Origin of the sequence: Labrys monachus, assembly GCF_030814655.1 — a bacterium.
GTDB lineage: Bacteria > Pseudomonadota > Alphaproteobacteria > Rhizobiales > Labraceae > Labrys > Labrys monacha.
Genome location: NZ_JAUSVK010000001.1, coordinates 1,959,952 through 1,972,530 on the forward strand (window position 1 = coordinate 1,959,952; position 12,579 = coordinate 1,972,530).

Annotated in this window: 13 protein-coding genes and 1 pseudogene; all 14 read right to left on the minus strand. The window is 63.3% G+C overall.

What is annotated here, in order from left to right; all coding sequences use genetic code 11:
* Positions 1 to 76: 76 nt before the first annotated feature.
* Positions 77 to 433 carry a lysozyme inhibitor LprI family protein gene (locus tag J3R73_RS08870; protein WP_307425203.1) on the minus strand — a complete coding sequence of 119 codons (357 nt, stop codon included), beginning with the start codon at positions 431 to 433 and terminating at the stop codon, positions 77 to 79.
* A 246-nt stretch (positions 434 to 679) separates the two neighbouring features.
* Positions 680 to 1,318 (minus strand): helix-turn-helix domain-containing protein, encoded by a 639-nt coding sequence (locus tag J3R73_RS08875; RefSeq protein ID WP_307425206.1) that lies wholly within the window; start codon positions 1,316 to 1,318, stop codon positions 680 to 682.
* Between the two features lie 81 nt (positions 1,319 to 1,399).
* The gene (locus tag J3R73_RS08880) at positions 1,400 to 2,167 is read right to left on the minus strand and encodes an SDR family NAD(P)-dependent oxidoreductase (protein ID WP_307425209.1); all 768 of its coding nucleotides are present in this window, start codon (positions 2,165 to 2,167) and stop codon (positions 1,400 to 1,402) included.
* A gap of 14 nt (positions 2,168 to 2,181) precedes the next feature.
* Positions 2,182 to 2,835 carry an ABC transporter ATP-binding protein gene (locus tag J3R73_RS08885; protein ID WP_307425211.1) on the minus strand — a complete coding sequence of 218 codons (654 nt, stop codon included), beginning with the start codon at positions 2,833 to 2,835 and terminating at the stop codon, positions 2,182 to 2,184.
* A complete protein-coding gene (locus J3R73_RS08890) occupies positions 2,822 to 3,646 on the minus strand; it encodes an ABC transporter ATP-binding protein (RefSeq protein ID WP_307425213.1) in 825 nt (274 codons plus the stop codon). The genes J3R73_RS08885 and J3R73_RS08890 overlap by 14 nt, the downstream gene beginning before the upstream one ends.
* Complete coding sequence (locus J3R73_RS08895) at positions 3,622 to 4,617, minus strand: branched-chain amino acid ABC transporter permease (protein ID WP_307425216.1); 996 nt, start codon at positions 4,615 to 4,617, stop codon at positions 3,622 to 3,624. Before J3R73_RS08895 ends, J3R73_RS08890 begins: the two co-directional genes overlap by 25 nt.
* 3 nt (positions 4,618 to 4,620) lie before the next feature.
* A complete protein-coding gene (locus J3R73_RS08900) occupies positions 4,621 to 5,571 on the minus strand; it encodes a branched-chain amino acid ABC transporter permease (RefSeq protein ID WP_307425219.1) in 951 nt (316 codons plus the stop codon).
* Positions 5,572 to 5,642: 71 nt separating this feature from the next.
* The gene (locus tag J3R73_RS08905; RefSeq protein WP_307425221.1) at positions 5,643 to 6,758 is read right to left on the minus strand and encodes a branched-chain amino acid ABC transporter substrate-binding protein; all 1,116 of its coding nucleotides are present in this window, start codon (positions 6,756 to 6,758) and stop codon (positions 5,643 to 5,645) included.
* 153 nt (positions 6,759 to 6,911) lie between these two features.
* The gene (locus J3R73_RS08910) at positions 6,912 to 7,673 is read right to left on the minus strand and encodes an SDR family NAD(P)-dependent oxidoreductase (RefSeq protein ID WP_307425224.1); all 762 of its coding nucleotides are present in this window, start codon (positions 7,671 to 7,673) and stop codon (positions 6,912 to 6,914) included.
* A 56-nt stretch (positions 7,674 to 7,729) separates the two neighbouring features.
* The gene (locus J3R73_RS08915) at positions 7,730 to 8,425 is read right to left on the minus strand and encodes an acetoacetate decarboxylase family protein (protein WP_307425228.1); all 696 of its coding nucleotides are present in this window, start codon (positions 8,423 to 8,425) and stop codon (positions 7,730 to 7,732) included.
* A gap of 295 nt (positions 8,426 to 8,720) precedes the next feature.
* Positions 8,721 to 9,856, minus strand: a pseudogene (locus J3R73_RS08920) (nodulation protein NodZ).
* Between the two features lie 15 nt (positions 9,857 to 9,871).
* A complete protein-coding gene (locus tag J3R73_RS08925) occupies positions 9,872 to 10,588 on the minus strand; it encodes an outer membrane protein (protein WP_307425231.1) in 717 nt (238 codons plus the stop codon).
* A gap of 206 nt (positions 10,589 to 10,794) precedes the next feature.
* Complete coding sequence (locus tag J3R73_RS08930; RefSeq protein ID WP_307425235.1) at positions 10,795 to 11,589, minus strand: glycosyltransferase family protein; 795 nt, start codon at positions 11,587 to 11,589, stop codon at positions 10,795 to 10,797.
* 55 nt (positions 11,590 to 11,644) lie between these two features.
* Complete coding sequence (locus tag J3R73_RS08935; RefSeq protein WP_307425237.1) at positions 11,645 to 12,577, minus strand: ATP-grasp domain-containing protein; 933 nt, start codon at positions 12,575 to 12,577, stop codon at positions 11,645 to 11,647.
* Positions 12,578 to 12,579 lie beyond the last annotated feature (2 nt).

Here is a 12,579-nt window from a genome sequence, read left to right on the forward strand (position 1 = left end):
GGACAGGCACGGCGCCATCCGGTCGCTTCGTACGGGCCACCGCCTCGCGGCGGATCGACGAGGCCGCCCGCCGGCTTCAGAAAGGCCCGCGCGAGGCGATGGCGTCCATCACCGCGCCGAGCTCGGCGATCCGCCTTCGATAGGCTTCGGCGAGGCAGGAGACGTCGCCGCCGCAGGCATCGCGCGTCTTCAGCCATCGCTTCTGCGCATCCCCGATGTCGCCCCGCTGGCCCATGGCGACGAGCGACGTCGTGATGCCGAACAAGGTCGCCATGCGAGCTTCGGCCTGGCCGAGCGAATAGGTGCGGCAGATGGCGAGCTCGGCCGGGGAGGAGGCCTTGGCGCAATCGATCGGTGCATAGTCGGCGGCGCAGGCCGCGAACGGGAAGGCGGAGGCCGCGGCGGCGATCGCGAGGACAAGCCATGTCTTCATTGCGTTTCCTCATTCCCTGCGTGGCTCAAAGCGCGAACGCATCGAAATCGGGCGTCCGGCACCTTTCGATCGTGGCCTATCGTAGACGGAGAGGCGACGCGTGCCAACCGACCGGCGGCGGCACAAGCTCTTCGCGGCACGCGCCAGGGAAGCGGAGCATGAAGCCGAAGAGAACGGGCGAGCGCGCGGCTTCCAAGGCATTTTCCTATTCGAGAAGCCGATCAACTTTCCCGGAAAATGCTCTGGCTAGACATATACCCCAACCCAAACGATCACGGCAGGCACGGTCGCCGACGGATTGCGTGAGCGGTAGGTCGAAGAGCGGCTGAACCGGTAGCTGTCTCCTTCCGACAGAACGAATTTCTCTTCGTCTATCCAGAGTTCGAGCTGGCCCTTCAGCAGCAGTCCATATTCGGCGCCCGTGGTCGGCACATTCTTGGCCTCGGTTTCCAGTCCGGGTTCGAAGGTGGAAATCATGAACTCCAGTTTTGGATCGAGTTCCGGAGACAGCAACTCGGTGCGGGCGCCTTCATGCAACATGAAGCGGCGCTGGCCGCTGCGGACGATGAATCCCTTTTCACGAAGGTCCTCGCCGCTGGTTTGGTTCAGATCGACGAACCAGCTCATGGGAACACCGAAGATGGTGCACGCGGCGTAGAGGTCCTTCAAAGTGGGTTGGGAGATGCCGCGCTCCAGCTGGCTGACATACCCGGTCGAGCGGTTGAGCCCCTTGGCGAGCTGCTGGATCGTGATCCGGCGCGAACGCCTGAGCTCACGCAGGGTTTTGCCCACATGCGAGGGCGCCGGCGTGGACGCTTCATCGTTTTCTGGCATGCGAACTATTCTTGCCGTTTCCACAATCATGACGGGATTGCCGAACTGCATCGGCTTGTCAATGCAGCGGCTCCCCTCGAGACCGGTTACACCGCGTTTCTCGGAAGCCGCCGTCTCGTTGCGGCGAAGGGCCTATCCGAAGGTACCGGCCGTGGTGCCGCCATCGAGCACATAGACCATGCCGTTGGCATAGCTCGCCTGCGGCGACAGCAGGTGACGGATGGCGTCCGCCACTTCGTCGGCTCGCGCGAAGCGCCCGAGCGGAATGCGGCTTTCATAGAAGGCGCGATCGTAGCGCCCGCCCTCCCTGAGCAGCTCATCGGCCATCGGCGTGTCGACGAATGTCGGACAGACGACATTGCTCCGAACCCCATGAGGGCCATGGTCAAGCGCCATGCAGCGCACGAGGCCGATCACGCCGTGCTTGGAAGCACTGTAGGCGGCATAGCCACTCGACCCTCGCACGCCGGAATCGGAACTGACGGCCACGAAGGCGGATGGAGAGCGGGCGATCAGATGCGGCATCGCGTGGCGCGCCATCAGGAAGGTGCCGGTCAGATTGACGGCCAGCGTCTTGTTCCACACCTCATCGGTAAGTGTCGTGACATTCCCCTTCAAGGCGATGCCGGCCGCGCAAACCACGGCTGACAAGCATCCAAATCTTTCCACCAGGCCCGCAACCGCGCCGGCCACATCGCTATCGCTGGAGACGTCGCCGGGCATCGACATCGCGCGCGCGCCGAGCGCTTCACAGTCGGCCGCCACCGATGCAAGCGCCGCTGCGTTGAGATCGAACAGGCCGAGGCGTGCGCCCTCGGCAGCGAGCTTCAGCGCCGTCGCTCGTCCGATACCGGAAGCGGCACCGGAAATCAGCACGGCCGCCTGATTTGCTTCGACCATGTCGTCCTCCGGAATTACGCGCCGAGATAGGCGGCTTTCAGGTCCGGATCGGCCAGCACCTTGTGGGCCCCGCCTTCGACCGTGCAGCGGCCGGCGTCGAAGACATAGGCATAATCAGCGAGTTCGAGCGCGACCGCGGCGTTCTGCTCGACGATGACCAGGCTGATGCCCGCCTTTGAGAGGCCGATGATGATTTCGAAGATCTGGTTGATGATCTTCGGCGCGAGCCCCAGCGACGGTTCGTCCAGCATCAGCAGATCGGGCGACGCCATCAGCGAGCGGCCGATGGCGAGCATTTGCTGCTGGCCGCCGCTCATTCGGCTGGCCGGCGAATTGCGCCGTTCCTTGAGTACAGGGAACATCTGGTAGACGTCCGAGCGGATCGCCTCGAAGGTTCGGCCGCGATTGGGAATGTAGCCGGCGAGAAGGTTCTCCTCCACGCTCAGCCGCTGCAGGATCTGCCGGCCTTCCGGACAATGTGCGAGGCCGAGGCGCGTGATTTCCTCCGGAGCGGTGCCCCGGATGGACCGGCCCTTGAATTCGATCGTGCCGGAATAGACCTGCGTCAGGCCGGAGATCGAGCGCAGCGTCGTCGTCTTGCCGGCGCCATTGGCGCCGATGATGGTGACGATCTCGCCGGCATGGAGTTCGAGATCAATGCCGAACAATATCTGCGTTCGACCGTAGCCGGCCTTGAGCCCTGCGACCTTCAGCAAGCCTTTGGATGGCGTCGAGCTCTGCGGTCGTTCCAAGATATGCCTCCTGCACTCTTTCATTGCTTCGAACCACCTCCGGCGTGCCGGAGCAGAGCAGTTCGCCGTGGTTCAGGACATCGATGCGGTCGGATATCGACATCACCAGATCCATGTCGTGCTCGACCAGGATGATCGCGCGGTCGGCGCGTTTCAGGCTGGCGATCATCCGCGCCATGTCCCTGGTTTCGGTATGGTTCAGGCCAGCCGCCGGTTCATCGAGGAGCACGACGGGCGCCTCGGTCACGAAGGCCCGCGCGAGCTCCAGCACCTTCTGGCGTCCATAGGGAAGGTCGCCGGCAAGCAGGTCGGCGACATCGGTCAGGCCGAAACGCTCCAGGCATGCATGGCAGCGTTCGAGGCGCGAAGCCTTGTTCAGCCGGCTTCGTCCGCCGAACAAGGAGGGCCAGGACTGCGGAAAGAAGCACACCTCCAGATTTTCCAACACGGTCATCCCGTCGAAAAGGCGCAGGTTCTGGTAGGTCCGCGCAATACCGAGCCGCGCCACCCTGTATTTCGGCAGGTTGCTGAGGATCGTCGCTCCGAGCCGGATGGTGCCCGAGCTCACCGCATAGGATCCGGCGATCATGTTGACCACGGTCGACTTGCCCGCGCCGTTCGGGCCGATGATCGAATAGATCGAGCCGACATCGAAGGCGAGCGACAGCTCCTTGACGGCGACCAGGGAACCGAAAAGCTTGCTTACGTTCTCGAGGGTGAGAGCCATAGGGACCTGACCTTCTGGAGGAAATAGCCGAGGTTGTAACGGGGAGAGACGAGCCCCGTAGGCCGCAGCACGATAACGGTCACCAGCACCACGCCGTAGATCAGCAACCGGTACTGCGTCGCGAAATGAAGGACCTCCGGCAGGATTACCAGCATGATGGCGCCGGCGATCACGCCGACGATGTTGCCGACGCCGCCGATGATGATGATCAGCACGACCAGCAGGGATTCCTGGAAGGTGAAGCTCTCCGGGCTGACGAAGCGCTGGAACGAGCCGAATATGACGCCGCCGGCGCCGCCGATCGACGCGCTGATGGCGAAGGCGGCCAGCTTCAGGGTCGTGGTGTCGATGCCAAGCCCGCGCACGACGTCCTGGTCCTCGCGAAGTGCCCGCCAGGCCTTGCCGAGGATGGACCTTTCCATGAAATACACGCAGGCGCAGACGATCACCGCCAGGACAAGAAGCAGCCAGTAGAAATGCACGGGGCTCGTCAGCGGCAGACCGAAGATGCTGGCCCGGTCGAGTGCCGCGATCCCCTGCGGACCATTGGTCAGGCCATCGGCATTGTTGATGGCGATGCGGATGATCTCGCCGAAGCTGAGCGTGACGATGGCCAGATAGTCGCCCCGCAGCTTGAGCACCGGAAAGCCGAGAAGGATCCCCGCCACGCCGCCGGCGAGCGCCCCGATCAGCAGGATCACGATGAAGGGCAGGTGGATGTCGAACTGGCCGCTCGCCAGAAGCGCATAGGTGTAGGCGCCGACCGCATAGAAGGCGATGAAACCGAGATCGAGCAGGCCGGCATATCCGACCACCAGATTGAGGCCGACCGCAAGGATGATGTAGATCAGGATGCTGTCGGCGACGCGAACGTAATAGGGCGACAGATGCGGGACCGCCGCCAGAAGAGCAAGGCAGATGACCAGCGCCGCGAGAAGGCCGAGCCTTCTCGCAAGAACCGAATTGGCCATGGCTCAGTAATCCTTCTTTGCGACGGTGGTTTCTTCCGAAACCGTTTCACCCAGCAGACCCGCCGGCTTGAACAGAAGAACCACGATGAGCACGGCGAACGAGAAGACGTCCCGATATTCGGTGCCGATCAGGCCGCCCGAAACGATCGGCAGGAAAGCAGTGCCGAAGACTTCGATCGCGCCCAGCAGGAATCCGCCCAGCATGGCTCCGGGGATGGAGCCGATTCCGCCCAGGATCGCGGCGGTAAAGGCCTTCAACCCGATGGTGGACCCCATGGTCGGCTGCATGATGCCGTAATAGGACGCGTACATGATACCCGCCAGGGCGCCCAGTCCGGGGCCGATGAAGAAGATCAAGCTGACGGCGCGATTGACGCGGATGCCGAGCAGGCTCGAAGTCACCCAGCTTTCCGAGGCGGCGCGGATCCAGATGCCGAGCCGGGTGCCGTTGACGAACATCGTCAGCCCGGCCATCAGCGATATCGCGGCAACGAGGATACCGATCTGCACCGTCGTCACCATGCCACCCAGCATGTCGATCGGCGAATTGGGAATGATGGCCGGGAAATGGATCGGCTGTGGACCGACGAAGACGCGAACCGCGCTCTGCAGGATGATCGACATGCCGAGCGCGCTCAGCATCGGCGCCAGCCTGCCATAACCGCGCAGCGGCCGGTAGGCGAAGCGCTCGACCGCGACGCCCAGCAAGCCGATGGCGATGAAGCTTGTGACGATCGCGAGCGTGGAATCGAGCACCGGCGTCACGCCGCCGATGGCAACGAGCCCCGTCAGCACGAAGGTGTAGACATAGGGACCCAGCATGAAGAACTCGCCATGGGCGAAGTTGATCAGCCGCATCACGCCATAGACCATCGTGTAGCCAAGCGCGATCAGCCCGTAGATCGCGCCGATCGCCAGCGCGAAGATGAGTTGTTGAAGGAAATAGTCGAGCAATGAGCCGCCCTCTGTCGCCTGGGGCCGACGCGCACGGCGCCAGCCCCGATGAAGCCACCCGATAGGCGCGGTCAGCCCTTGATCAGCTCGAATTTTCCATCCTTCACGATATAAAGATACATCGGAGCGTCGACGCTCTCGCCGTTCGCATCGAACGAAACCGGTCCTAGAAGGGTATCGACCTTGACGTTGCGCAGCTGTGCCAGAACACCTTCGCGATCCAGCGCGTGCGCCTTCTCGACGGCAGCGGCCATCACCTGCGCATTGACGTAGCCGAGCGAGGCGTAAGGTCCGGGCGCACGGCCGAAATGCTTCTGGTGGCGCTCGGTGAAGTCCTTCAGCTCCGGCGAGGAATCATAGGGCGGCAGCTGGAAGGTGAACAGGGCGCCTTCCGCGAAGGCTGGGCTGGCCTGGGTGATCAGATCGGCCGTGAAGCCGATGTCGGGGCCGATGAATTGGGCCTTGAGGCCCTGTTCGCGCATCTGCTTTAGAAAGAGCGCGAGCTGCGGCATGCCGGCGCCCATGTAGACCACATCCGGGTTTTCGAGCTTGATGTTGGCGATCAAGGCCGAAAAGTCGACATCCTCGGGATTGACGCCATAGGTGCCGGCGACCTTGCCGCCGCCCTTGACGAAATTTTCCTTGAATACGCCGGTGATGCCCTGGCCGAACACGGTCTTGTCATTCACCAGAACGGCGTTTTTGAGGGTGAGCTTGGTGACGGCGTATGTTGCCGGCAGCGCGCCCTGCACGAAATCGTTGGCCACCGGACGCACGACCGTCTTGAAGCCCATCCGCATCAGTTGAGGATTGGTCGCCGGGACGATCTGCGGCATGCCGCACTCCGAATAGATGTCGAGGGCGGGCATGGTGACGCCGCTGTTCATATGGCCGATGACGCCGAGGACAGCCGGGTCGTCGCAGAATTGCTGCGCCACGAGCGTGCCCTGCCGCGGGTCGGCCCGGTCGTCGAGAGGGCGAAACACGACCTTGTTGCCGTTGATGCCGCCCTTTTCGTTCAGCTGGTCGAAGAACAGCTGGGCGCCGTCAATCTGGGACTGGCCGAACTCGGCCTGTGCGCCGGACATCGGAGCGCTGCCGCCAACCACGATCTCGGCCGCCGAAGCGGGCAGTATGCTTGACGCCAGCACGAAGGCGAGCGCCGAAAGGATATTGGTTCTTGTCATTCTGGTGGTTCCCCTTTGGTCATTTCATCGTTGAACGTGTCGGGTCGAAAGTGCAGACCGGGCGACATCGACGTGAATTTTGAATGTTATTTTTTCATTTTCGTGATGACGATGCGAACGTCATCGGCCCGTCCTCCTGAGAAACGCGTTGGATTAGGTGGCGAGGTAGCCGCCATCGACGGCCAGCACGTGGCCCGTCGTCATCGACGAAGCGCCGCTTGCCAGGAAGATCATGGCCGCGGCGACCTCGTCCGGCTCGGCCAGGCGCTGCATCGGCGTCAACTGGCGGATCTTCTCCATCTGCACGGGATCGCGCATGAGATGATCGATCAACGCTGTCCGAACCCAGGTCGGCGCAACGGCGTTCACCCTGATCCCGGCGCCGGCCCATTCCACGGCAAGGGCCCGGGTGAGGTTCACCACCCCGGCCTTGGCGGATTGGTAGGAGATGTTCGGGTGCAGTCCCCCTCCCGAATAGCTCATGATCGATGCCGTGTTGACGATAGCGCCTGCCGCCTGTCGCGATAGCCACGAGCGTGCGGCGGTGCGCGAGCACAGGAACATTCCGGTCAGGTTGACGGCGATCACCTTGTTCCAGTCCGCCAGCGCGAGTTCGGCGGACGGCTTGCGGATGGATATGCCGGCATTGTTGACGAGAATGTCGAGTCCGCCGGATTGTGTCTCGGCCTCGGAAAAGGCATCCAGAACCGAGGCTTCGTCCGTGACGTCCATCACATAGGCGGCAGCGGTGCCGCCCCGCGCCTTCACCGCCTCAGCCACCGTGCGTCCGGCCTCGTCGTCGCTGTCGAAGATAGCGACGTCAGCGCCGAACGAAGCGAACATGAGTGCCGCCGCCCGTCCGATACCGCCCCCGCCGCCGGTGATGAATGCCCGCTGGCCGTCGAGGCGAAACATCTTCTCCGGAGCGGTGGGCGACATTGCTTCGACCTTGCGTTGGAAGTCGGGTGGGCTCAGCCGATGATCTTGCCGAATGACAGCACGAAATTGGCGACGATCATCTCGGCGCCGACGATTTCGCGGATCTCGAAATCCGAAAAGGGATCGCTTGCGTTGCCGCCGATCCTGATCTCGGCCGTGCCGACGGCGTGGCGGATGATCGACGAGCCGCCCAGCGAGTTCTCGATGATCTGCGTCTCGACGGCAGGGCTTTCGGGGGAGGGGATGATTCGCGTCTGGAACCGCGGCTGCAGCGCCGGCTTCTCGAATTGCGGGCCATCCACCTTGAAATCGATCTCGATCAGCGAAGTGCCGCGACGCGACAGCTTGGCCCTGACGGCGTTGTCGTCGGCCTGCCATTCCACGTCGCCCATCTTCTTGGGGTAGCCCCAGACCTCGCGTCCGACAGCCATGGAATCATCGTTGGTGACGATCTCGTAGAGGACATGGCCGCCCGGTCGTCCCTTGTAGCTCATCGGCACAACGATGCCGCCCTCGGCATAGGCGCCGAGCGAGCCGCCCGCCGGCACGTCCATGATGAAGAACTCGATGACATCGCCGCGCACGTCGAACTGTGCGGGCAGCGCGCCGCGAATGGCAGCCTCGTCGACCCGGCAAAAAACGCTGACCTTGCTGAAGGCTTTGTAGTCGAATGGCGGCGCCTGGTAGAGCGGCGAACGCTGAGGAATGGAATAGGCCGGCTGGGACATTGAATGCGTCATCCTTGGCTTGATCGATCCCTGCAATATTTCACATAAATGATAAAAACTGTCAATAATTTCATTTATGTGATGTTCCAAGGCCGACGATACGCCTCGCGTGTTCGGCAAGGTCGACGCGCGTAGCGCGGCCCATCGCGTCCTTGCCGGCAAGGCCTGCTGAAATAGCCCCGCCGCCGGGATGCACTCCCTCATGGCCCGGTTCCGAACAACAGGCGGCTTCGACGTCTCTCGAACTGACAATCCCCGAGTTGCGCCGTCGGTGGAGCGGGACGATCCGGCCTTTTCAGAACAGAACGGCAGGAGACAACCGGTCCTGCGAATTCGACGGCCTTGCCAGGCTGAGAAGATCGACCGGATGAGGATCTTCCGTCGGCTTCATCACGGCCGCGTATAAGGAAAAGAAGCTTGCGGCGGGATAACGGACAAGGGCGTTGCACCTCGCCAGCAGCACCATTTCGATCAGGGCGTCGTCCAGGCGGGCTGCCGCGTCGGGGCCGTGATGAAGCTCTCCGTGCCCCGGCGGTCGATAGGGCTTCGGGCGGCAGATCACGCCCGGAATCGTGCGTGTTATTTCCGACTGGACATCGCTGCTGTCCGTGCACAGCAGCACCAATGCCTGCTTGCCCAGACGCTCGCGCGCGACGTCGACGGCCCGCCGGATCCGCATCATCGCCGTGCCGAACGCTTGCCAGGAGAAAGCATGCCCCATGATGTCGCCGCCATTGCCGTGGCGGACATGCAGGCCGATAAAGGGGGCGTCCTCGACATGTGCTTCGAGGAAGGCGTCGGCGGCATCGGCCACCCGCCTGACGGGGCGCAGGGCTTCGAAACACGAGCGGGCATCGCCGAACGCGACGATGCCATCGTTGATGCAAGCGTTGAACACCACCGTTGAAGCGGCGACATCCGCCCCGGACCGTATCAGCGCGACGGCCCGGATGCGCTCTTCGGGAAAGGCATCCGCCGGCACCTGCCAGGGAGAGGCGATCAGTGCCTCTTTCTCCCATATCGCGGGATGGGGCGAGGCAGGCTGGCGGTGTCGATCGCTCGATCCGCGATGAGTGAAACGCCGGCGAGTTCACCAGCCGGCTCGAAACAAGCCGGAAATAGATTGCTGTCCCCAACGGAATAGAGCGACCGACGCCAGTCGACGACGAGTGTGCGCCGCGTATCCCTTGCGAACTTCCATGCAGCAGCGAGACAAATCAGGCGATCCCCAAGTCCGGTCCTGCGAAGGGAAACGACATATCGTCGGTTCATCAGTCGAGTTTGGCCCTTCGGAGGGGGGCATTGCCGCCGGTCATCGGACCCGATCGGGCAACGCAGCCGGTTTTCGCGGGAATAGCGCTGCGGTTCATCCCGTCCGGGAGGCAAGCGCTCACAAAAAAGCCCGGCTGTTCGCCGGGCTTTTGCTCTCATATCGAGAAAGCGCGATCAGAACTTGTAGCTGATGCCCGCCGTCGCGGTGGTCTGGTTCCAGCCGGCCTTGACCGGGCCATCCAGCGTCTGGAAGCTCTTCTTTTCGAAGTCGCTGTAGCGGACTTCGATACGGCCGATCCAGTTCTGGGTGAAGGCATATTCGATGCCGCCGCCCGCCGTCCAGCCGACATGCGTGTTGCTGGAGCTCTCGCCGGCGGTCGACAGCTTGGCATCGGCGAAGGCGACGCCGCCCGTCACGTAGAGCAGGAGATTGTCGATGGCGTAGCCGGCCCGCAGGCGGGCCGAACCCTGCCAGTCGCTCTTCAGCTTAAGTGAGCCGGTGACAGTGCCGAGATCGTAGCTGTAGAAGTGGTCGCCCTTGAGGGCGGAATAGTCGATATCGCCTTCGGCGCCGACCACGAACTGGTTGAACTGGAAGTTGTAGCCGGCATGGGCACCGCCGATGAAGCCGTTCATGTTGAAATGATCGGCCGGCGGCCCGTTTTCCGAGAACAAGGAACTCTGGTCGTCGTGCTCACGACCCCAGCCATAGCCGGCATGCAGACCGATATAGGGGCCGGACCAGTCGAAAGGCAGGACGACGGGAGCCGCAGGCTCGACCGCCTGGGGAGCAAGATCGGCTGCCGAAGCAGGCTGCGATGCGAAAAGCAGGGCTGCTCCAGCTGAGAGCACCACGGCCATCGCCGTCGTTTCAAAAAGACCCTTCGACATGATCTGCTCTTCTTCCTGTAGATCTCAACCCCATCGGCACGTAACGAGCACCGAATTCAATACAATAAAAATAGCGATCCTTAGCTCCGCCCGTCAAAGGAAATGCGGCCATAGGCAATGGCGCAACATGATTTTCCGGACCATTGTGACAAATCAGCCACGGTTATGCCCCGCCGACGCCGCAATAGGGGCACGCGGCGAGCTGCTTACTCGTCGGCATGCCGTATCTCCAAGCCCGGAAGGCCCCAGCATTGCGCGCCCATGTCGAGGGCCATGATCCCGAAGCCCTCCGTCTCCATCTCGCCCTGTCCCCAGAGGGGATGATGCGGGCGAATCCTGGGGTTGGCCACGCCATAGGGAAAGGGCGGAAAAATCAGGCCGTCGCGGTGGAGATCGGCCTTGACCAGCAGCATCGTGCCGCCGACGGCGTCCAGGCGGACGGCCTCGCGCCCGCGGAAATCCTCGAGCGTGGCGTTTGCGTGGCGGCACCACGCATTGCGATCGAATGTGGGGCCGCCGGGTTCCCTGACGCAATGGGGATGGACGATCTGAAAGCCAGTCGCCAGCAGGCGGGAAAGGATGTCGGCGGGATAGTCGACGACATCCACGTCGAGCCAGAGAACCCAATCCTCCTCGCGCAGGGCGCGGAACAGCAGCTGGTTGCGCGCCCGGGCGAGGATGGAGCGCCGCAATTGCTGGATTTCGGGCGCCCAGCGCGGCACACCGTCCGGAATCCTGAAGCCGTAGTCGCGCTTGACCAGCGCCACCCGGGCCGCGCGCTGCGCGAGCGCCGGCTCGGCCTCGCACAGCCTGTCCCAGCTGCCGTCGGTGCTGTCGCTTTCCAGGATCCCGAGCGAAAGGCATTCCCGCGGCCATTCCAGCCTGCCGAGCAGCGCGGTGTAGCGGCCGAGATGCGAGGCGGCATTTTTGAGCGGCGTCAGGACGAGAACCGACGGGTATGTGGCCTCACATGCGGGCGGGGGAGCGGGGGAGGCCTGCATCGTTGTTCACCAGGAGATGGGCGGCGGGCACGGGGGTAGGATAGCAGGATCCGTTCTAGATCGCCTCGGCCCGGGTCCGGTCGACGAGGACGCGGGCGCAGGTGCGGAAGGCGTCGAACGGCGCCGCCAGGTCCTCGATGCCGAGCCGCTCCTTGTAGCCGGCTGCTGCTGGACTGGAGAACATCCAGGTTCCCCCGCCGGGGTTGACCTCGAGGAGATAGAACTCGCCATCCTTGGCCCGAAGGATGTCGCAGGCCTGGAGAGCCGCCTCCGGCATGGCTTCATAGGCGGAGGCCGCGAATGCCAGGATCGCCGGATCATGGCTGACATAGACATTGGTGTTGGGAGGCGTCGGCATGAAATCCTTCTGCTCGAACGGCCCTTCCCGGCCGTCCAGCGCCAGGGGGAGGGTCGATTCGCGCAGATAGGAAAAGATCGGGACGCCGAACAAGGTCAGGACGCGGCAGGTCATCGCGTAGCCGCAATCGACGAACTTCTGGGCGATCATCGGTCCCTGCCGTCCGGGGTGACGGTCCGGGAAATCGGATGGTGCGCGGTAGCGGACGTGCTCCGTCCGCAGGAGTTCGACGCCCTGGCCCCAGGAAGCGAGCGCGAAGGACGGCTTCACCACGGTGTAGGGGCCGTAGGCGGCAGGCGAGAGGAGGGTCCAGGGACAGATTTCCTCGAAAGGCGGCACGGCGATGCCGGCGGCCGCGAAACGCTGGATTTCCGCCAGCTTCGACATCGGCTGCCCGGCATAGACCTTGCCGCGATCCGGACTGAAGCTCAGCAGCTTGATCGGCGAAAAGACCAGGGACGGCCGGGCCGCGGCCTTCTTGCGGGTATAGGACGAACGGGACGCATTCGACGCGATGTACACTTCGATATCCGGTGCCATCGCCTCGATGTGAGCCTTGATCGCCTCGAAGTCCGCGATGTCCTGCCAGCCCTCGGTATGGACCAGCACGAGGTTCCGGCTTGCCGCCATGG

What these genes read in the sequence shown, in the direction of transcription:
- J3R73_RS08870 (WP_307425203.1), bottom strand. Translation starts at nt 433, where the DNA reads ATGAAGACATGGCTTGTCCTCGCGATCGCCGCCGCGGCCTCCGCCTTC.
- J3R73_RS08875 (WP_307425206.1), bottom strand. Translation starts at nt 1,318, where the DNA reads ATGCAGTTCGGCAATCCCGTCATGATTGTGGAAACGGCAAGAATAGTT.
- J3R73_RS08880 (WP_307425209.1), bottom strand. Translation starts at nt 2,167, where the DNA reads ATGGTCGAAGCAAATCAGGCGGCCGTGCTGATTTCCGGTGCCGCTTCC.
- J3R73_RS08890 (WP_307425213.1), bottom strand. Translation starts at nt 3,646, where the DNA reads ATGGCTCTCACCCTCGAGAACGTAAGCAAGCTTTTCGGTTCCCTGGTC.
- J3R73_RS08895 (WP_307425216.1), bottom strand. Translation starts at nt 4,617, where the DNA reads ATGGCCAATTCGGTTCTTGCGAGAAGGCTCGGCCTTCTCGCGGCGCTG.
- J3R73_RS08905 (WP_307425221.1), bottom strand. Translation starts at nt 6,758, where the DNA reads ATGACAAGAACCAATATCCTTTCGGCGCTCGCCTTCGTGCTGGCGTCA.
- J3R73_RS08910 (WP_307425224.1), bottom strand. Translation starts at nt 7,673, where the DNA reads ATGTTTCGCCTCGACGGCCAGCGGGCATTCATCACCGGCGGCGGGGGC.
- J3R73_RS08915 (WP_307425228.1), bottom strand. Translation starts at nt 8,425, where the DNA reads ATGTCCCAGCCGGCCTATTCCATTCCTCAGCGTTCGCCGCTCTACCAG.
- J3R73_RS08925 (WP_307425231.1), bottom strand. Translation starts at nt 10,588, where the DNA reads ATGTCGAAGGGTCTTTTTGAAACGACGGCGATGGCCGTGGTGCTCTCA.
- J3R73_RS08930 (WP_307425235.1), bottom strand. Translation starts at nt 11,589, where the DNA reads ATGCAGGCCTCCCCCGCTCCCCCGCCCGCATGTGAGGCCACATACCCG.
- J3R73_RS08935 (WP_307425237.1), bottom strand. Translation starts at nt 12,577, where the DNA reads ATGGCGGCAAGCCGGAACCTCGTGCTGGTCCATACCGAGGGCTGGCAG.